The sequence below is a fragment of the Cobetia sp. MM1IDA2H-1 genome (assembly GCF_002916775.2).
Classification (GTDB): domain Bacteria; phylum Pseudomonadota; class Gammaproteobacteria; order Pseudomonadales; family Halomonadaceae; genus Cobetia; species Cobetia marina.
Genome location: NZ_CM133225.1, coordinates 4,144,521 through 4,164,553, shown reverse-complemented (window position 1 = coordinate 4,164,553; position 20,033 = coordinate 4,144,521). Strand labels below are relative to the sequence as shown.

The following is a 20,033-nucleotide window of genomic DNA, read 5'->3' as shown; positions in this document are numbered from 1 at the left end:
TGCCTGATCGTTCAGGTGTCGAACATGGCCAGCAGGTCATTGAGGAACAATAAGCCCTGCGGCGAGGCACGCAACAGCGCGTCATCCTCAACGATAAGCCCGCGCGCGCGCGCCAGACTCAGCCCCGGCTCCAAGGCCTCGCGCTCAAGCCCGGTCGTGCGGCGCATCTCCTCGAAGCTGACGCCATCCGTCAGACGCAGCGCATTCATCATGAACTCGAGTGCCAGCTCTTCCGGGGCGATCTCCTGCTGACCGGCAATGAAGCCACGCGGGTCCTGCATGCGACGCAGATAGGCCTGGGGCTGCCGGCTCTTCCAGCGTCGCTGGAGCTGCAGCTCGCCAGTGAAGTTCCCGCTGCTGTCCGTCTTCGCCAGCGTCAGCTTGCCGTGCGCGCCCGCACCGATGCCGAGATAATCTCCGAATTTCCAGTAGTTCAGGTTGTGGCGTGCCCCTCGCCCCTCAAGGGCGTAGGCGGAAATTTCATAGCGACGGAATCCGCCGCTCTCCAGCATCTCGTGACCATGATCCTGAATGTCCCACAGCAGATCATCTTCCGGCAGCACCGGGGGGCGCGAGTAGAACTCGGTATTGGGCTCCAGCGTCAGTTGATACCACGAGAGATGAGTGGGCTTGAGCGCCAGTGCGCGCTGGATGTCATCCAGTGCCGTTTCCAATGTCTGCCCCGGCAGGCCATGCATCAGGTCGATGTTGAAGTTGTCGAAACCGGCGGCACGTGCGCTGGCAACCGCCCGTTCGGCCTCCTGTGCGGAGTGGATACGCCCCAGTACGCTGAGCTGTTCCGGCTGGAAGGTCTGTACCCCGATGGACAGCCGATTGATGCCGGCAGCGCGATAGGCAGCGAAGCGGCCTTGTTCCAGCGTACCGGGATTGGCCTCCAGCGTGATCTCGCATCCCTCGGACAGTGCCACGCGCTCGCGAATGCCATCGAACAGCCGCTGGTAGGCCTGCCCGCTCAGCAGGCTCGGGGTCCCGCCACCGATGAAGATGCTTTGCAGTTCACGCTCAGGCTGCCCCTGGAGGCATTGGAGATCCTGGTCCAGATCCGCCAGCAGTGCCGTGATGTACTCCACTTCCGGCAGATGGGCATCGCGGCCCACACCGTGGGAATTGAAATCACAGTAAGGACATTTGCGCACGCACCACGGCACATGAATATAGAGGGATAACGGCGGCAACGACTCGACGGACATCAAGCGCTCTCACTTGCAGCGGTCAATGCTTGAAGCAGCTGCTGCATGGCACGGCCCCGGTGACTGAGTCGATTCTTGGTGGATGCCTCAAGCTGTGCCGCACTCATGCCCTGCTCTGGCAACCAGAAGAGGGGGTCATAGCCGAAACCGCCATCACCACTCGGAGCGGTCAGCACCCGGCCCTCCCAGCTGGCCTGCACGATGATGGGGACAGGGTCTGCCGCATGCCGAAGGTAGACCAGCACACACCAGTAGCGCGCCGTACGCGCCTCCTCCGGCACACCTTCCAGCGCTGACAGCAAGGCCGCATTGTTGTCCTGATCTCCCTGGCCTTGCTGACGACGCGAGGCGAAACGTGCCGAGTAGATACCGGGCTCGCCGTCCAGCGCATCGACCTCGATCCCCGAATCATCGGCCAGTGCCGGAAGTCCGGTGATGGCGGCGGCATGACGCGCCTTGATCAAGGCATTCTCGACGAAGGTCAACCCGGTCTCTTCGGCATCACTGACACCCAGCTGGCTCTGAGGAATCGGGGCAATACCCAGTGGAGCCAGCAAGCGAGCGAATTCCCGCAGCTTGCCAGCATTGCCGCTGGCCAGCACAAGTGATGAGGCAGACATGAACATCTCCGGGGGTGGTGTCAGAAGAAACGTGCGACCCTGCGAGAACATCATGAAAACAGGCAGAGGGTACAAGACACATTCTATCGTGTGAGTCCGATAGGTACACGCGGGGCAGCTTTCATTCTGACTGAGCAAACTGGTATTGAAGCCTCACGAAAATCACCCGGCTCACTTGAGCTCGTCTGCCCCCGGATGCTCGATGGCTTACCAATCTCCACTCATCCCAACACGGGATTTCACTATGCCTGTTACCCACCAAGACTGACACCTTCCCAGGGCTCCTCCCAACCCACTGATCCCAAAGGGCTAATTCAAAGAATAACAAGAAGAGATTCTTATGCCATCTGGCACTATCCAAGGACGGCATCGCCTCATCACGCTTGTCTAGACTGAGAGTGATGACTCGCTGACCTGGCAAGCACTACATCCTTCGGTCTGTCACCGTTCCATCAGGTTCTGACACCACGGCAGGAGTGCCCCATGCAAACGACCAAAGTCCTGTTCGTGACCGCCTTGTCTCCACAGACTGAGCTGTTTGTCGATTATCTGCATGAACAGCTTCAATGCTCCGTGGAAGCCTGCGACAGGGAGGCCGACACGCCTGCCACGCCGAATCTGGTGCTGATCGACAGCGCACAATGCGACCTGGCGAAGATGACCCACTGGAGCTCGCTTTCCAGGTCAGCCGCATTCAATGTCGAGCATGAGGACGCTGCCATCGCCCTGCTTTTGCATGTTCCCTTGAACGGCATCTTCTACCGACATGATAATCTTTCTCAGATAAGTCAGGGTATAAAGGCGATGCTGGACGAGGAGATATGGTTATCGCGAAAATTGATGCAATCGCTGATTCGTCATTATCGTCAACAACAACAGATCGCCTTCCAACCTGTCATGGGATTGACGCAAAGGGAACTGGAAATATTATCCCTGATCGCCACTCGACAGAGTAATGTCGATATTGCTCAACGTTTGAACCTCAGTCAGCACACGGTAAAGTCTCATTTATATAATATCTTTCGTAAAATCAGGGTTCACAACCGGCATCAGGCCATCGAGTGGGCGCACGAGCATCTCAATCTCTACCTCCCGCAGCACGCCCCCCATCGATCACCGAACCCGGAAACCTGAAATTCGGGGCGATCTGATACGAGCGACTGGCGTAGGCCAGACCGACGCATCACACAGTGACTACCAGCACTCCTGCAGGGCTCTTGCAGGTAGTAAGCACTCCATTCGAGTGATCTAGTTCTGAAATCCTGGCAGAGTGCGTCGCTTTTCAGTCACGGCCGCACCCTTCAGTTACAAAAAAACAAGGCCTATTACACAACGATATGGAAGCGATGCACGAAGGCATTAGACTTGTGGTACCTTCGTACCAACAGAAGCCCTAACCCTAAAAGCGCAATGGTCTGGTTTTTATTGCACTCACCAGGATGAAGGTCAGGCGACAGATACCCCTATCATGGATTAGGTGCTGTTTTCGTTGTTATTTTCCAGAATCCGCCATATCAAATTTAGCAATAACAAATCTAATAGTTTAGCAAGTGCTGAATATAGGTTGCCTTATCGTGCCTATCAGGCAAATATAAAGGGGTGCCCGATGCGTAATGCCCGACGCAGAGGAGTGCCACTCGTCACAGCAACATCTCCAACCACTTTCGCAATGGCTCCGCCAAGAAAATCGGTAAGACAACTCAGAGGTCTCGCACCATGATTACAGGGAATGCAATGGTGCTGCTGGTGACTGACTGCAATCCGCAGTCAGCGCTGTTCATGGATTACATTCGCCAGCAGCTTGAGTGTCAGGTGGCTTCCGCAAGCCCCGACGAGGATTACACCCCAGGGCAGGCAGACAGGACGATCGTGCTTCTCGATACCGACCACGTCGACGAGACCACGATGCAACGCTGGGATGCTGATGCCAGTCAGGATGCCAGTGCCGAGCTGGCAGCGATCAACATCAGTGATGAGGAAGAGGCCGCAAGCCTGCTGGTCAGCACGCACCTGCAGGGTGTCTTCTATCGTCAGGACAGTCTGTCGCTGATCAGCAAGGGAATCGCGAAATTGCTGGAAGGCGACATGTGGATGTCCCGCCCGCTGATGACTCGCTTGCTGGACTTCTACCGTCGTCAGCAGCTGAACGCCTATCGCCCCGTCTGCGGTCTGACGCAGCGCGAGGTAGAGATCATCGGCCTGCTGGGCACGGGTGCCTCCAATACCGAGATAGCAGACCAGCTGTTCGTCAGCGAACATACGGTCAAGTCACACCTCTACAACATCTTCCGCAAGATCAAGGTGCACAATCGCATCCAGGCCATGAACTGGGCTCGCCAGAACCTTGCCATGCCGGTATCACGCACACCGCGTATCGCTCGTCGAGCACAGATGTCGTGAGCGCCGCAGGCATGGTTGTCCACCATGCCTTTGCATGGGGACTGGCACTTTCCCTGATGTCGCATGCCTCCGCGCAATCAGCGCCGGAGGCGGTGAAACCAGAAGTCTCGGTTGCCAGCGAAGGCAGCGGGGCCCGGGCGGATGGCCACGATGGGGTCGCCATCCAGCGGCCTCGCGCCAGACTCAGTGATGGCCTGAACGGGGTGATGATAGATCGCACCATGACGATGATCGGCAAGACCTTCTATCGTCAATTCAGCCAGCAACGCCTTGATAGTCCAGCCCTGAGAAACACCTCTCTGAGTATTCACGAGCGTCCTTCGGCACGCTGGGGCAGCCTCATCTGGATCACGGAGGGCAATACCGTTCTCTATGAGGCGACCCTGCCCCCGAGAGTGAATGACGTCGACCTCTACGCAAGCTCAGCCGTTACCACCGTCTCCAACCAGTTCCTGCGTCGCAAGGTGCTGGAAGCACTCCAGGACGATCCGGACATGGCGGGCGATGAATTCTGAAAAGCACAGGTTGAATCCATAATAAAAGGGCTTCGATCACGAAGACCCTGACAATGTGCAAGGGAACAGGGGAACATCATGAAGCATCAGACACTCGCGGTGTCGTTGCTGTTATCGGCGATGCCGCTATATGCCGGCGAACTCATCTATCAGCCCGTCAATCCAAGTTTCGGCGGCAACCCTCTCAATGGCAGCTATCTGCTCAGCAAGGCCCAGGCACAGGATACCCATGAGGATCCCGATGCCTACTCGTTCGACAGTCTTTCAGAGACAGAACTCTTCATCAGTGACCTTCGCAACAGCCTGGTCTCCGACGCCATCACCGATGCCGTCGATACCAGTGAGCCAGGCCGTACCAGCGTGATCGACAGCGCCCAGTTGCGTGTCGAGGTCGTCAGTAACGGCAATGGCGGTTTCTCCATGCAGGTGCTGGATCGTGCGACCGGAGAAACGACCGTCATCAATCTTGGCACCTCAGGCAATGCGTTCTGACACGACTTCTGATGAAGGGTATCGCGAATGAAGAAGATGCTTACCTCGCTGATGGCCGTGACCGGCCTGGCGCTTGCGGGCTGTGCTCCCATGGTGGCGCATACCGAGGGGCTGGCAGGGATGCCCAGCACCTTGATGCCAAGAACCACCACCTACAACGATCTGATCAATCTCCCGCCACCAGCCGGGCGAATTCCCGTCGCCATCTACGATTTCCGGGACCAGACAGGCCAGTACCGACCGGCTCCGGCCAGTACCTTCTCCACGGCAGTGACCCAGGGAGGGGCGGCCATGCTGAGTGCCGCTCTCTCCGACTCCGGCTGGTTCATTCCTCTGGAGCGTGTGGGCCTGCAGAACCTGCTCACGGAACGCAAGATCATCCGGGCCAATCTGGAGAGAACCGGCCAGGGGGATATTGAGGCATTGCAGGCAGCCAACCTGCTTTTCGAAGGCGGCATCATCGCCTTTGATTCCAATGTCAGGACAGGTGGCTCTGGGGCAGAGTACTTCGGTATCGGGGCATCGGGTCAGTATCAGGTCGACCAGGTGACCGTGAATCTGCGCGCAGTGGATATCACCACCGGCCAGGTCATCGCCAACGTCAATACCAGCAAGACGATCTACTCTCGCGAGCTTCGAGCGGGCGTCTATCGCTTCATCGATTTCAGTCGATTGCTGGAAATGGAGACAGGCTATACCAACAATGAGCCAGTCCAGCTAGCCGTGATGTCGGCCATCGAGGCCGCTGTCATCCACCTGATTGCTCAAGGGGTGGAGCGCCAGCTATGGGCCTTGGCAGACCCGGCGGACATGCAGAAGTCGGAACTGATGAGTTATCTCCAGGCGCCCACGCCAATGCTGTAACGCGAGCGAAGACACTCAATATCCGGCTGGCTCTTCTGTCATGAAAGGCACCCTCTATAGGGTGCCTTTTTTATATATCATTGAACATATTGATACGATTGAGAAAAACAACACCTGAAATTACATGAGATTAAAGTGAATTTCTTAAGTATTAATGGTCTGAGTCTTCGCGAAGCGAGCCACCTCATCATTCTGTTGGGAATGACACCATTATTACTCACTAACTCCCTCCTCAAGATTGACGATAAAAGACAGTCTCTTCTCACTCTCATAACCCTCAAAACAGCTGATGGCACCAGCTCCTGTAAAGATCAATAGTAAGTCCATCAGTAACGTGATCAAAACAGGTCGATACCATGAGTCTGGATAGCAAGCCGCGACAGAGATTATCTCAGGCAGGATTATTATTCGCAGCTTCCACCTTCAGCTTGCTTGCCATGGCGGGCGACCTGGCGATCCGTTCAGAACTGGAGTCATCCCGCTCCGTCGCCGACATTGCTCAGCATGGCTTCCGCAATGAGGCAACTCTCTCTCAACATGGATTGGCCAACGTCTCGATGATCGCCCAGCAAGGCGTCATGAATACGGCGATCAGTGTGCAGCAGGGAAGCGGAAACAGCGCCTATATCCTGCAAGATGGCACCCTGAATGAGGCAAACATACTCCAGCAAGGCCAGGGTCATGATGCCTTGATCGCGCAACAGGGCATCTCCCAGTCCGCGCTGATTCAGCAGACCGGACTGGGGGGAGGCGCGATGCTGCTTCAACAGGGCAGCAGTCAGGTGCCCGTCAGCATCATCCAGCATGCACGCGGCCGTATGCAGGTCCAGGTCATTCAACAATGAACCTGATTGAGTTCATCACGCTCTCGGATGCATGCGCTGAAAATGAACAGACGAGAATAAAGCGCCGGAAACAAAGGCATCGAATTCAATGGGAATGTCACCTTCAACGCTGGACTGATGACATCACCAACCTCTGATATCACGGCGCTGAAGTACGGCGCCAACCGAGCAGTATCGGCATGATCTCCGTCATGCCATGGGGACGCATCACACGTAATACATAATAAAAAACAGAAGACACCAATATCAATACAAGGGAACTTACCATGAAGATTCAAATCAGCCTTCTCGCTGCTGCCATCGCCATCTCTTCTCACGCCATGGCAGACAACAACACATCAGATGTCGACCAGACCGGCTTCATGAACAAGGCCAAGGTAGGTCAGACGTCTCGAGATGGCGGCTCGCTCAACAGCTCACATGACAGTGATATTGACCAGACAGGGGCTTTCAACAAGGCAAACACCTATCAGAACGGCGTCAATCATACGATTCGCGTCAATCAGCTGGGGGGTGCCAACAAGGTAAAATCACAGCAGTACAGCAGCACCAACACCGGTATCGTCAATCAGACGGGTGCCTACAATTCCGTTGACCTGAACCAGAAGAGCTACAAGCACCTCACCCGCGTCACCCAGGATGGTTTTGCCAACCACTCTGAATCCTGGCAGGGTGCCAGCGGCTCGCCGGCAGGGCGTGAAAATACTCTGGTCGTGACACAGACAGGGGTATTCAATGATTCCATGGCCACTCAGCAAGGCAGTTATGCGATTGCCCGGGTGTCCCAGACCGGCTACCAGCACGCCTCGGATGTGATGCAGACCGGTGAGTACAACCGTGCACGTGTCACTCAGGAAGGACGCTTCAACAACTCCACGGTTTCACAGACCGGTGAACTGGGCCTTGCCGTCGTGACCCAGACCGGCTCACGTATCGATTCAACCGTCAACCAGGCCGGTGCAAATCAAGTCGCACGAGTCACTCAGGACGGCAGCTCCCATGACTCGCTCGTCAATCAGAGCAATGCGAACAACACTGCGCGGGTGACTCAGTCAGACATGCTGCAGTACTCCGACATCAGCCAGACGGGAAGCGAGAATCTGGCCATCAACAGTCAGAGCGGATATTCCAACTACGCCATCGTCGAGCAAGGTGGTACCAACAGTGACTCTCTGATCACCCAGACTGGCTACAACGATCACGCCCGCGTCCAACAGACTGGCTCTGGCCACAGCTCCGAAGTCCTTCAGCAGGCCGGTGGCATCCTGAGCTTCGTCGCCAACCGTGCTCACGTCGTGCAGTCCGGTGCGATGAACACGGCCAGCGTGACCCAGACCGGCGGTGGCAACGTGGCGAGCGTGATGCAGTACTGATCATGCCCAGCCAAGATGTCTTACAGAACCCCGCGCAAGCGGGGTTTTTCGTCTTTAAGCTCTGGTGATGGCATCAAAGAAAAAGGCCGCCGACACGAATGTCAGCGGCCTTCCAGTATCAGCTGCGAAATGATTATCGCGATGGCGGGTTACTTCTTTTCCAGTGTCACGGACTGTTCCGGGAAAGACTGGCGATAGGTCGAGAGGCTCTCATCCACCATCTTGCGACCCTGGGCGACCTGCTTGTTGCCACTGGTGATACGGCCCTTGCCTTTCTTGATCTGCTTGTTGCCCTTTTCGATCAAGGCCTGGCCCTTGCGAATATTGGCTTCTCCGTCATCGACGAGATCTTCACCACTGACGATCTGTTTCTCACCTGCCGCGACCAGTGATTTGCCCTCTTCCCACTGGTCGGCCAGTTGATCGCGCACCTGGGCGACAGCCTTGGCTTCCTCTGCCTGCCCCCGCATCAGATCCGCCGTGGAAGGCTGACTTGAGCAACCGGCGAGCAGTGCAAGGCTGATGGCGACGGCAGCGGTAGGTGCAAGATTATGACGCATGGTATTTCCTTATCTGATGCAGAGTTCTCAAATGCAGATCGGGGATTCGTGCAAGCATTTGCCAAAAATGAAAGGAGCATGACGATCACTCGCCATGCTCCTTTCAGCATGTCGTTGGGCTTAGTGCAGTCTAAGCTGCTCGCGGATCAAGCGTGCCAACGTTACGTTAGCGTTGGGCGCTGTCGTGTCAATATGGATCAGTTGACCATGCTCCTCAGGAGCGAACGGCTCACGATTGGCCAATTGCTTGTCCAGCACCTCAAGCCCCGCCTCGGACGCCTCGCCACTACGCTGACTGCGCTTGACGATGCGCCTGCGCAGCGTCTCCTCATCGGCCTCGAAGCTGATCATCAGCACGGGCAGGCCACGGGCTTCTGCCTCGTGACGCAGACGATCACGCTGTGATTTCTTCAGGCAGGTGGCATCGATGCAGACGGGGATTCCCGATTCCAGCAGGGTGGCTGACAGATTCGACAGCCGCTCGTAGGTCGCATGCGTCGCCTGCGGCGTATAGATGCCACCATTGAGACCCGAGCCGGTGTCGGCATCCGCGGCAAAGCCATACAGGCGCTTGCGCTCGACATCGCTGCGGATGCGCACACCCCCCAGCTCACGCACCATTTCTTCGGTGAAGCGACTCTTGCCGCTACCGGAGACCCCCACGCCGATGATCATGTACGGGAAGCGGATCTCGCTGTAGCGCTCCGCCAGCTCGATATAGCGCTCATACTCCGCCATCACGTCGAGACGATCCGCGTCACTCAACTCCGGCTGGTGATAGCGAATCATCGCGACCTTGGCCCGAATCAGCGCGCGATAGATCTTGTAGTACGGCAGCAGACGCACCAGCGAGTAATCACCCGAAAGCTCCAGGTAACGATTCAGGGCGTGATGGGCGAAGGCCGGCTCATCGCGGGCTTCCAGATCCATCACCAGGAAGGCCAGATCACAGCCGACATCGTTCCAGCGCAGCTCTTCATTGAACTCGATACCATCAAAGAGCAAGGCTCGGCCTTCGTGACGTACGGCGTTGCCCAGATGGATGTCGCCATGGGTCTCGCGCACGAAGCCTTCTTGCCAACGACGCTCGAATTCCGGTTGGAGACGCTGGAAGGTCTCTTCCGTCCACTCCTGCAACAGCGCCAGACGCTTGAGCGCAGCCTCCTCTTCGAGCCGCGGACGAATCAACGTGAACTCATTGTCGATGGTACGGCTGACCATCTGCGGGCTGCCAAGATCACTGTCACCCTGGATGCGTTCAGCCTGCTCGTGGAAGGCCACCAGCTGATCGACCAGGTCGTCCAGCAGCTCCAGCGACAGCTCACCGCTGGCCTGCAAGGCGCTGAACAGGTGCCGGTTGGAGAACTGACGCATCTTCACCGCATACTCGAAGACGGCACTCTCATCATTGATGCGTGGCGCCTCCGGCGTACCGGAAATCGGCACGGTATCCAGATAGAGCGTCGGTGCCAGACGGCGATTGAGGCGCACCTCCTGTTCACACAGGTGCTTGCGACGCTCCAGCGTGGAAAAATCCAGGAAGCTGCCGAAATCCAGCGGCTTCTTGATCTTGTAGGCGTAGTCGCCGGTCAGCACGATCCACGAGATGTGCGTCTCGTGCACTTCGATATCCTTCACGGGGTGATCGAAGCAATCGGCGGTGTGAAGGGCTCGAATCAGGGCCTGGCTCAAGGTCATCTCCGCTAAGGCAAGCTGGCTATAGGGTCATTAGCGCAATCGCTATCGTTGGCGGCAAGTGTACCGGATGGCGGCCCGCCCGGCAGCCTGCCGAGCGGGTCGATACCGGCTTCTACCGTCTGACCGACTCAGGCCGAGGCTGCCATCTGTGCAAAGACGCGCTCGGCAGCCTCAAGAGTGGCCTGGATATCCTCGTCGCTGTGGGCGGCGGACATGAAACCTGCCTCATAGGCTGACGGCGCCAGATAGACTCCCTCTGCCAGCATGCCGTTGAAGAAGGTCGCGAAGTCTTCCTGGCGACAACGCGTGGCGGACTGGAAATCGGTGACCGCGGACTGATCCGTGAAGAACAGTCCGAACATGCCACCTGCCCGCTGGGTGATCGCGGCGATGCCGGCGGCCTTGGCACGACTCTCCAGGCCGTCACACAGCATCTCGACCTTGCGGGTCAGCTCGGCATGGAAGCCCGGTGCCTGGAGCTTGCGCAGCAGCGCGACCCCGGCAGCCATCGCCAGCGGATTGCCGGCCAGGGTGCCCGCCTGGTAGACGGGGCCCAGCGGCGAGAGATGATGCATGATCTCGCGCTTGCCACCGAAGGCGCCCACCGGCATGCCGCCGCCGACGATCTTGCCCAGGCAGGTCAGGTCCGGCGTGATGTTGTAATGCGCCTGAGCGCCACCCAGCGCGACACGGAAGCCCGTCATCACCTCATCGAGGATCAGCACGCTGCCATGGGCATCACACACTTCACGCAGGCTCTCCAGGAAGCCAGGCACCGGCGGAATGCAGTTCATGTTGCCGGCCACCGGCTCGACGATGATGCAGGCGATCTGATCACCCAGCTCGGCGAAGCAACGGCGCACACCTTCGGCGTCGTTGTAGTCCAGCGTGATGGTGTGCTCGGCGAGCGAGGCCGGCACGCCCGGGGAGCTGGGCTCGCCATGGGTCAATGCACCTGAGCCGGCCTTGACCAGCAGCGAGTCCGAGTGGCCATGGTAGTTGCCTTCGAACTTGACGATCTTGTCGCGACCGGTGAAACCACGCGCCAGGCGGATCGCCGACATGGTGGCTTCGGTGCCGGAGTTGGTCATGCGCACCATGTCGAGACTTGGCAGCATCTCGCAGATCAGCTCGGCCATCTCGGATTCGATCTCGGTGGGCGCACCGAAGGACAGACCGCTCTCGAGTCGCTCACGCACGGCGTTGAGCACGTCTTCATCGGCATGGCCGGTGATCATCGGTCCCCAGGAACCGACGTAATCGATATAGCGCTTGTCTTCGACATCGAAGAGATAGGCGGCCTTGGCATGATCGATGAACACCGGCGGACGATGCAGTCCCTTGAAGGCGCGAACCGGCGAATTGACGCCACCGGGAATGTGACGGCTGGCGCGTTCGAACTGGGCAGCGGACGTGGTCATGACATACCTCTTGAGGGACACGGTGCGGCACGACGGCCGCGAAAAATGGGAAAGAGTCATTGATGACTCAAGACGGTGTGGATAAACGAGATATCGCGTTATCCACAACTGCCGAGGATGGGAGCACCCAGCCGCGAGACATCAGCCGTTGTGGATAACCTGATGCGCTTGATGGCGACAGCTTAACGCGACTCACGGGCAGGATGCAGCCGCGGCAGTGCCTGGAAGCCGGCATGAAAGGAGCAGGACCGCTAGCGCCAGGGCAGCTGCTGGGCTCCGGGCGCAAGGCCTTTGAGCTCGCGCTCCCGGCCAGCGACCAGACTCTGCCAGGTCGCCTGCTGCGCCGCACGCCATGCCGGTTCCAGCGACATGCCACGAGCCAGGCGCACGGCCAGATGCGAGGCGAGAGTGCAGCCACTGCCATGGAAGCTGCCCGGCAGCCGCGGACAGTCCAGAGACAGCCTGCCATGCTCGCGACGATAGAGACGATGGGTGACGGATGGCTCAGAGAGCGAGGCGTCATCATGATCCAGGGGGTCAGTCCCGGTGACCAGCACGGCGCCTGCACCTTCCATCAGCAAGCGCTCGGCGAGCTCATTCTCGCCGGCACCCGCAGGACAGGCTGCCAGACGCGCAAGCTCGCCACGATTGGGCGTGATGACATCCACCCGCGCCAGCAGCGTTTCGCGCGCCTGCTGGATCAGCGCTTCACTGGAGAGCTCATGGCCTCCGCCGGCCTTGAGCACCGGGTCCCATACCACCGGAAGCCCGGGCCAGTGCTGGCGAAGTTCATCGATCAGCGTGACCGTCGCCATCAGCGCTTCGTGATTGGCGAGAAGTCCGATCTTGAGCGCCCGAGGCCGAAAATCATCGAGCAGGGCATGTGCCATCGCCAGAATCGACTCGCCCGACTGTGGGATCACGGCGCTGACATTGCCGGAATTCTGTACCGTCAGCGCCGTCGGCACCGTCAGCGCCCAGCCACCACCGGCCCGAATCGCCTCACTGTCGGCGATCAGACCCGCGCCGCCGCTGGGGTCATGGCCCGCCAGCACCAGAACACAGGGCAGTCTTGCTGGGCACTCAGTCATGGTAGCGCTGGCTCTCAGAACGGTTTGACGATGACGCAGATGACGATCACCACCAGCGTCAGTACCGGCACTTCATTGAAGAAGCGGAAGTAGCGTGAGGTTCGCTTGCAGGTATCGGCAGCGAACTGCTTCAGGTACAGCCCACAGGCATGGTGATAGCCGACCAGCAGCACGACCATGGCCAGCTTGAGGTGCATCCAGCCCATGCTCATGAAGCTCGGCACCAGTGCCAGCAGCCAGATGCCCAGCACCAGGGTCGCGATCATCGACGGCATCATGATGCCGCGGTAGAGCTTGCGCTCCATGGTCTTGAAGTACTCGATGGCCTTGATGTCGCCGGCATCACGCGCCTGGGCGTGATAGACGTAAAGACGCGGAAGATAGAACAGGGCGGCAAACCAGCACACCACGGCAATCAGATGGAACGCCTTGATCCACAGATACATGGGGAAACTCCGTCAGTCAGGGGCGGAAGATACAAGGAAAGGGGCAGTGTCACTCAACTCGACAGGCCGACAAGGTGCCATGTTCGCAGCGCCGGGCACATGCGGTATCCGGTCACATCCCGAAGCCCTGCCGGATGTCGAGCGCCGATACCGACGACCTGAACCACGCTCGGGTCGAGATCGCCCCTTTCACGGCTTGTATCGATAGTAGCTCTCTATTGCATCACGCGTGATGATACCTGAAATCTTGCGAATCATCGGGGCCGTGGTGTGCTCCACATAGAGCGCATCGACATTGCTCGGCAGCAGCCGCTCATAGGCTTCCGACAGCGTTGCCTGCAGATGGATCGGGGCGAGATCCAGACGCTGGGCTGGAATCTCGAGCAGGTCGAGCGCTTCCTGCTCTCGCCAGTGCTCATCCATCAACACCCTCACCAGATCCGCCGCTGGCAGCGCCACCATCGGCTTTTCCGGCGTCGAACGCGTGACCACCAGCCAGACAGGCTTGCTCTCGAGCAGGGCGCGGGCACGCTCACGAGTGATGCGCCGCGGCACGCTGACCACGGAGCGCTCCATCACCGCCGGCACCGCGACTCGGGAAAGCGCCTGCATCAAGGGTTGCTGAAGCGGGTGCAAGCCCTGCGCCGTCAGCGTCGAGATGAAGAACCCCTGGCAATGGCACAGCTGGCGGCAGGTCAGCCCCGCCACTACCACGGCCAGCATGCCGGGCAGGATGATATTGGGAGAATGCGTCAGTTCGAGCAGTGCCATCAGCGCCGCCAGCGGAGCCTGAAGCACTGCCCCCATCATCGCCGCCATGCCGAGCAGGGCGTAGAGCGCGATGTCCGAGGCCTGGTCCGGCAAGATCCAGCCGCCCAGCATGCCCATCAGGGCACCCGCGGCAGCACCGGCCACCACGACGGGGCCGATGATGCCGATGGGCACTCCACAGGCGACGCATATCGCCGACAGCATCAGCTTGCCGATGACCAGCGCCAGCAGCACATCCAGCGCCAGCTGACCGTCAAGCAGCTGAGCGAGGCTGTCATAGCCGATTCCCTGCACCTGCGGGTACCACCAGGCCACGGCGGCCGTCGAGAGCCCCACCAGTGCCATCCGTCCTGACCATGTCAGACGCGCGGCACGCTCCTGCTGCCGGGCCAGGTGCACGAAACCTCCCGCCAGCAGCCCGATCACCAGTGCCGTGATCACGACCCAGGGGAGATCCAGCAGCGAGTGCAATAGCAGAGAAGGCACCGCAAACGCCGGTTCGGCGCCATAGACGAGCTGCGAGACGACCGCACCCGCGGTCGATGCCAGAATCACCGGCATGAAGCCTGTCAGGGTGTACTCCATCATCACCACTTCCATGGCGAAGATGACACCGGCGATCGGCGTATTGAAGGAGGCGGAAATGCCCGCTGCCGTGCCACAGGCAACCAGCACTCGCAGACTGTTGTTGGGCAGCTTGAGACGCTCCCCGACCCAGCTGGAAGCGCCAGCCCCGAGGTGGATGGCCGGTCCTTCACGTCCGGCGGACAGGCCACCCAGCACGCTCACGACCCCGACCACGATCTGGTTGAGCCAGGCACGCAGCGGCATCTTGCCCTGATGGTAGGTCAGGCGTTCGATGACATGACCGATACCAAGCTTGCGCTGAGCAGGATGCTGACGACCGAGCACGATGCCGATCACCAGCACGGCCAGCAAGGGCAATGACGCGCGCACCCAGGGCGCCAGGCCCTCGAAGTTTTCCGGGCTGTCATCCGGCATGAAGCCGAGTGCCCCCGCGCTCAGCAACAGTCGGAAACCGACCATCAACGAGCCGGTCAGCAGGCCAGCGATCAGTCCCAGCAGACACAGCTGGGGAAGGGCATCGACCGCCGCCAGCTTGCGCCGGAAATTGTCGAGACTGGGACGAGGCAGATGCGGACGCGACAGGCGTGACACTCACGACTCCTTGAAAGGCACTGACGATGACGATGAACATCCATGTCGGCAGCACATTACTGCCCGCCTGACACCTGTGTATCATATCGATTGCGCACCGTCGCGACCGTGCACAATCCGACAACCTCGGCACAGCATGGCGCAACGCCTGTCTCGCGCACAGGCCGCAAAAGGTCGCATCAGCAAGCCGGACACACGAGTCACATTCGTATCAACAGGACACCGCTCGAAAGCGGGGAGGCAGCATGATCAAGGTAGGTATCGTCGGCGGCACCGGTTACACCGGAGTGGAGCTCCTCAGGTTGCTGGCCAGCCACCCGCAGGTGGAAGTGACCGTGATCACCTCACGCAGCGAGAAGGGCGTGCGTGTCGACGAGATGTACCCCAATCTGCGCGGCCACTACGACACCCTCGCGTTCAGCGAGCCGGATGCCGAGGTGCTGGCAGCCTGTGACGCCGTGTTCTTCGCCACGCCGCATGGCGTCGCTCATGCGCTGGCCGGCGACCTTCTGGCCCGCGGCACCCGCGTGATCGACCTGTCCGCGGACTTCCGCATCAAGGACGCCGACGTCTGGGCCGAATGGTATGGCCAGCCGCATGGTGCACCGGAACTGCTCGGCGAAGCCGTCTACGGCCTGCCGGAAGTCAATCGCGACGCCATCCGTGAAGCCCGTCTGATCGCGGTGCCGGGCTGCTACCCGACCTCCGTGCAACTGGGGCTCATTCCGCTGCTGGAAGCCGGCCTGATCGAGACCGACAACATCATCGCCGACTGCAAGTCCGCCGTTTCCGGGGCCGGTCGCGGTGCCAAGGTCGGCTCACTGCTGTGTGAAGCCGGCGAGTCCATGAAGGCCTACGGCGCCTCCGGTCACCGTCACCTGCCGGAAATCACCCAGGGGCTGGACATGGCAGCAGGCAGCGCGGTCGGCCTCACCTTCGTCCCGCACCTGACGCCGATGATCCGTGGCATCCACTCCACTCTCTATCCGCGCCTGAGCGGCTTCAGCGGTACGCTGGAAGATCTGCAGGCGCTGTTCGAGCAGCGTTACGCCGATCACCCCGCCGTCGATGTCATGCCGCTGGGTAGCCATCCGGAGACCCGCAGCGTGCGTGGCACCAACCTGTGCCGCATCGCCCTGCATCGTCCGGGCAATGGCGACACCCTGGTCGTGCTGTCGGTGATCGACAATCTGGTCAAGGGCGCATCAGGTCAGGCCATCCAGAACCTCAACCTGATGTTCGGCCTGGATGAGATGACCGGCATCGGGGCGCCGGCGATGATGCCCTGAGCCGCCAGTGTCGCCAGCAAGGCAGCACGTCAGACAAAGTTGACCCTTTTGCTCGGATATAGGGATAATAGGCAGCATTCCGTTCTCTATACCGTGCCGGGCGCTGTCTTCAGCGCCCGGCCTCCGACTCCTTCGAGGAGGCCCGCATGAGCGAAGCACAAAGCTTCATCCCCACGCCGCTGTATCTATCCGAGAGCGCCAAGGCCCGGATCGCTGCGCTGCGCGCGGAAGAAGCCAACCCGGAGCTGCGTCTCAGGGTCTACGTCACTGGCGGTGGTTGTTCCGGCTTCCAGTACGGTTTCGATATCGCCACCGACATGGCTGAGGACGACACCGTGGTCGAGCTGGGCGAAGCCGCGGTGGTGATCGACCCGCTGTCCTACCAGTATCTGGTCGGCTCGACGATCGACTACGAGGAAGGTCTGGCCGGGGCGCGTTTCCTGATCCAGAACCCGAATGCCACCAGCACCTGTGGCTGTGGTTCGTCCTTCATGGTCTGACGGCGCAGCATGACATCCGGCGCGATGCCGCCACCTGATCGCCCCCTATCGGTTTCCGATAGGGGGCGATTTTTTTTCACTATCTCAGCAGGTTGCGAATGCCAACCCGCCGCACGGCGGCGCTCGCAGACTTGACGGGATCTTGTGCTCTCGTCACTCTGAAAACGCACTACATCCTAAAATCTAAATATAAAGAGGCATGTAAAATGCGTAGATCCCACCTGCTGGCCTCGCTGTCCGGTCTCGCGGCCGCCACCCTGATGGCCAGTGCCGCCCATGCCGTCACCCTCAAGGCCGCGACTGACCCGAGCTTCGTGCCTTTCGAGATGCTCGATCAGGAAAGCGGCAAGATGGTCGGCTTCGATATCGACATCCTCAACGCCATCGGTGAGCGCGCCGGTTTCGATATCGACCTCAAGACCATGGACTTCAATGGCATCATCCCGGCCGTACAGACCGGCAGCGTCGATGTCGCCATCGCCGGCATCACCATCACCGAGGCCCGCGAGAAGATCGTCGACTTCACCGACCCCTATTACGACTCCGGCCTGCGGATCCTGACCGCGGCCAACAATGGCGACATCGAGGGCATCGAGGGGCTGGAAGGCAAGAAGATCGGCACCAAGATCGGCTCCACCAGCTATGACTATCTCACCGCCAATCTGGAAGACTCCACCATCACGCCCTATCCCGGCAGCGCCGACATGTACATGGCACTGATGTCCGGCAGCGTCGATGCCGTCTTCTATGACGCTCCCAATGTCGGCTACTTCGCCAAGACCAAGGGCAACGGTCGCGTGAAGACAGTGGGCCCGCTCTATGAAGGTCAGCAGTACGGCATCGCCTTCACCGAGGGCAGTGAGTGGACCGACGCCGCCAACAAGGCACTGGCCGAGATGAAGTCCGATGGCAGCTACGCCGAGATCTATCAGAAGTGGTTCGGCGCCCTGCCGAGCGACAGCGAATAACGCCATCCTCGCCAGAGTTCTCTGACGCCTTCTTCACCACGAACCATGATTTCTGCCATCCGGACGCCACGGCATGCCAATGGCCGTGGCGTCTGTCCTGACGAGCTCCCCCTCACCATGTCCTGAGGCGCGAGATGATGGTGCCAAGGAGCCCCACGTGGACGTTCAATTCCAGTTTGACTGGCAGGCGGCGATTTCCTCCGTGCCGTACCTGCTCGAGGGGATCCCCTGGACCCTCGCCATTTCCTTCGGTGGCCTGGCCATCGGCTTCGTGCTCGGCATCCTGTTCGGCCTGCTGAGCCTCTCCCCCAGCCGGATACTGCGCTGGGTCGCCACCGCCTACATCGAGATCTTCCGCGGCACGCCCGTGCTGGTGCAGGTCCTGTTCATCTTCTATGGTTTGCCGCAGATCATCGGGGGTCCCATCGATGCCCTGACCGCCGGTATCGCTGCCATCGCGCTCAATTCCGCGGCCTATATCTCCGAGATCGTGCGTGGTGGCGTGCAGTCCATCGCGCGCGGGCAACGCGAGGCCGGACTGTCACTGGGCCTTTCCACCCCCCAGACCTTCCGCTACATCATCTGGCCGCAGGCACTGCGTCGCATGATCCCGGCGCTCGGCAATCAGGGGATCGTGTCCATCAAGGACACCTCGCTGTTCTCGGTGATCGGTGTCGGTGAGCTGGTCCGCCAGGGCCAGATCTACATTGCCACCACCTTCAACGCGCTGGAAACCTACTTCATGGTCGCCATGCTCTACCTCGTCATCACGCTGAGCCTGTCCTTCGGGCTACGGATGCTGGAGCGTCGCGGACTGGTGGGCCAATGATCTCTACCGTGCTTTCCCACCAGGCGACAACCGCGCTGACACCCTCTTCCTCTTTCCCGATCAGCCAGCCCTTCGCGCCGGCTAGGAGCGCCTGATGACCGCCATCGTGAACATGCAAAAGATCAACAAGCACTTCGGCAGCCTGCATGTGCTCAAGGACATCGATCTCGAGGTCGCCCAGGGGGAAGTGGTGGTGATCATCGGCGCCAGTGGTTCCGGCAAGTCGACGCTGATCCGCTGCGTGAATGGCCTCGAGGAGTTCCAGGGCGGCAGCATCGAAGTGGACGGACAGTCCTTGATCCCCCACGGCAAGAGCCACCGAGCGCTGAAGACGATTCGCACCGAAGTCGGCATGGTCTTCCAGCAGTTCAATCTCTTTCCGCACATGAAGGTACGTGACAACGTCAGCCTGGCCCCCATCAAGGTGCGCGGCAGTGACCGGGCGACCGCCGAGCGACAGGCCGACACGCTGCTCGAGCGGGTCAATATTCTCGAGCAGGCCGACAAGTACCCCGGCCAGCTGTCAGGCGGCCAGCAGCAACGCGTCGCCATCGCCCGCTCACTGGCGATGGAACCCCGCTTGATGCTGTTCGATGAGCCCACCTCCGCACTGGACCCCGAGATGATCGGGGAGGTGCTGGACGTGATGCGTGAGCTGGCACGCGACGGCATGACGATGATGATCGTCACGCATGAGATGAGCTTCGCGCGTGAAGTCGCGGATCGCGTCGTCTTCGTCCACCAGGGCAGCATCGTCGAGGAAGGCACTCCGAGCGAGGTCTTCGACACCCCTCGTCATCCGCGCACCCAGAGCTTCCTGGCGCGCGTTCTCAAGCACTGAACCCCCGCTGCCATCTCTTGAGAGAGGCCATGCCCCGACCGTCAGGTCGGGGCTTTTTTTTGCCCGAATGCCACGCCGTGAAGAGGCAATTCCTGGCCAATCCAGAGCATCATCTGGCGA

The 20,033-nt window shown here is 59.9% G+C and carries 20 protein-coding genes; 12 read left to right on the top strand and 8 right to left on the bottom strand.

Annotated elements, in window-relative coordinates; translation table 11 throughout:
* Positions 1–11: 11 nt before the first annotated feature.
* Both hemW and rdgB read right to left on the bottom strand, forming a co-directional pair.
* Positions 12–1,211: a radical SAM family heme chaperone HemW gene (gene hemW, locus BOH68_RS17545; protein ID WP_077379757.1), complete on the bottom strand. Its 1,200-nt coding sequence runs from the start codon at positions 1,209–1,211 to the stop codon at positions 12–14.
* Positions 1,211–1,831: an RdgB/HAM1 family non-canonical purine NTP pyrophosphatase gene (gene rdgB, locus BOH68_RS17540; RefSeq protein ID WP_077380010.1), complete on the bottom strand. Its 621-nt coding sequence runs from the start codon at positions 1,829–1,831 to the stop codon at positions 1,211–1,213. Before rdgB ends, hemW begins: the two co-directional genes overlap by 1 nt.
* A gap of 483 nt (positions 1,832–2,314) precedes the next feature.
* Between rdgB and BOH68_RS17535 the strand changes: the two genes are divergently transcribed.
* The 7 genes from BOH68_RS17535 (at position 2,315) to BOH68_RS17505 (ending at position 8,320) form a co-directional block, all read left to right on the top strand.
* Positions 2,315–2,965 carry a LuxR C-terminal-related transcriptional regulator gene (locus tag BOH68_RS17535; protein ID WP_077379759.1) on the top strand — a complete coding sequence of 217 codons (651 nt, stop codon included), beginning with the start codon at positions 2,315–2,317 and terminating at the stop codon, positions 2,963–2,965.
* A 582-nt stretch (positions 2,966–3,547) separates the two neighbouring features.
* On the top strand, positions 3,548–4,231 hold the full coding sequence (locus tag BOH68_RS17530; RefSeq protein WP_077379761.1) for a LuxR C-terminal-related transcriptional regulator: 684 nt from the start codon (positions 3,548–3,550) through the stop codon (positions 4,229–4,231).
* Positions 4,232–4,242: 11 nt separating this feature from the next.
* Positions 4,243–4,746 carry a CsgE family curli-type amyloid fiber assembly protein gene (locus tag BOH68_RS17525; protein ID WP_077379763.1) on the top strand — a complete coding sequence of 168 codons (504 nt, stop codon included), beginning with the start codon at positions 4,243–4,245 and terminating at the stop codon, positions 4,744–4,746.
* A 78-nt stretch (positions 4,747–4,824) separates the two neighbouring features.
* Positions 4,825–5,238, top strand: coding sequence for a curli assembly protein CsgF (locus tag BOH68_RS17520; protein WP_077379765.1), 414 nt, complete (start codon positions 4,825–4,827; stop codon positions 5,236–5,238).
* Positions 5,239–5,265: 27 nt separating this feature from the next.
* Positions 5,266–6,102: a CsgG/HfaB family protein gene (locus tag BOH68_RS17515; protein ID WP_077379767.1), complete on the top strand. Its 837-nt coding sequence runs from the start codon at positions 5,266–5,268 to the stop codon at positions 6,100–6,102.
* 356 nt (positions 6,103–6,458) lie between these two features.
* Entirely contained in the window at positions 6,459–6,947 is a 489-nt protein-coding gene (locus tag BOH68_RS17510; RefSeq protein WP_077379769.1) for a hypothetical protein, read from the top strand.
* A 266-nt stretch (positions 6,948–7,213) separates the two neighbouring features.
* Positions 7,214–8,320 carry a hypothetical protein gene (locus BOH68_RS17505; RefSeq protein ID WP_077379771.1) on the top strand — a complete coding sequence of 369 codons (1,107 nt, stop codon included), beginning with the start codon at positions 7,214–7,216 and terminating at the stop codon, positions 8,318–8,320.
* 149 nt (positions 8,321–8,469) lie between these two features.
* On the opposite strand, the gene BOH68_RS17500 is transcribed toward BOH68_RS17505, so the two are convergent.
* The 6 genes from BOH68_RS17500 to BOH68_RS17475 form a co-directional block, all read right to left on the bottom strand.
* Positions 8,470–8,880 (bottom strand): hypothetical protein, encoded by a 411-nt coding sequence (locus BOH68_RS17500; RefSeq protein WP_077379774.1) that lies wholly within the window; start codon positions 8,878–8,880, stop codon positions 8,470–8,472.
* Positions 8,881–9,000: 120 nt separating this feature from the next.
* The gene (locus BOH68_RS17495) at positions 9,001–10,578 is read right to left on the bottom strand and encodes a bifunctional aminoglycoside phosphotransferase/ATP-binding protein (protein ID WP_240499628.1); all 1,578 of its coding nucleotides are present in this window, start codon (positions 10,576–10,578) and stop codon (positions 9,001–9,003) included.
* A gap of 128 nt (positions 10,579–10,706) precedes the next feature.
* Positions 10,707–11,999, bottom strand: a complete 1,293-nt coding sequence (gene hemL / locus BOH68_RS17490) for a glutamate-1-semialdehyde 2,1-aminomutase (protein ID WP_077379776.1) — start codon at positions 11,997–11,999, stop codon at positions 10,707–10,709.
* Positions 12,000–12,250: 251 nt separating this feature from the next.
* Positions 12,251–13,090 (bottom strand): bifunctional hydroxymethylpyrimidine kinase/phosphomethylpyrimidine kinase, encoded by an 840-nt coding sequence (gene thiD, locus BOH68_RS17485; protein WP_077379778.1) that lies wholly within the window; start codon positions 13,088–13,090, stop codon positions 12,251–12,253.
* Between the two features lie 14 nt (positions 13,091–13,104).
* The gene (gene hemJ, locus BOH68_RS17480) at positions 13,105–13,536 is read right to left on the bottom strand and encodes a protoporphyrinogen oxidase HemJ (RefSeq protein ID WP_077379780.1); all 432 of its coding nucleotides are present in this window, start codon (positions 13,534–13,536) and stop codon (positions 13,105–13,107) included.
* A gap of 189 nt (positions 13,537–13,725) precedes the next feature.
* The gene (locus tag BOH68_RS17475; protein ID WP_077379782.1) at positions 13,726–15,486 is read right to left on the bottom strand and encodes a chloride channel protein; all 1,761 of its coding nucleotides are present in this window, start codon (positions 15,484–15,486) and stop codon (positions 13,726–13,728) included.
* Between the two features lie 245 nt (positions 15,487–15,731).
* Between BOH68_RS17475 and argC the strand changes: the two genes are divergently transcribed.
* The 5 genes from argC to BOH68_RS17450 all read left to right on the top strand — a co-directional run bounded on the left by argC (position 15,732) and on the right by BOH68_RS17450 (position 19,913).
* Positions 15,732–16,775 (top strand): N-acetyl-gamma-glutamyl-phosphate reductase, encoded by a 1,044-nt coding sequence (gene argC, locus BOH68_RS17470; protein ID WP_077379784.1) that lies wholly within the window; start codon positions 15,732–15,734, stop codon positions 16,773–16,775.
* Between the two features lie 146 nt (positions 16,776–16,921).
* Positions 16,922–17,275, top strand: a complete 354-nt coding sequence (erpA, locus tag BOH68_RS17465; RefSeq protein ID WP_077379786.1) for an iron-sulfur cluster insertion protein ErpA — start codon at positions 16,922–16,924, stop codon at positions 17,273–17,275.
* A 206-nt stretch (positions 17,276–17,481) separates the two neighbouring features.
* A complete protein-coding gene (locus BOH68_RS17460) occupies positions 17,482–18,243 on the top strand; it encodes a transporter substrate-binding domain-containing protein (protein ID WP_077379789.1) in 762 nt (253 codons plus the stop codon).
* 157 nt (positions 18,244–18,400) lie between these two features.
* Positions 18,401–19,072, top strand: coding sequence for an amino acid ABC transporter permease (locus BOH68_RS17455; protein ID WP_077379791.1), 672 nt, complete (start codon positions 18,401–18,403; stop codon positions 19,070–19,072).
* Between the two features lie 94 nt (positions 19,073–19,166).
* Positions 19,167–19,913 carry an amino acid ABC transporter ATP-binding protein gene (locus BOH68_RS17450; protein WP_077379793.1) on the top strand — a complete coding sequence of 249 codons (747 nt, stop codon included), beginning with the start codon at positions 19,167–19,169 and terminating at the stop codon, positions 19,911–19,913.
* Positions 19,914–20,033: the final 120 nt, after the last annotated feature.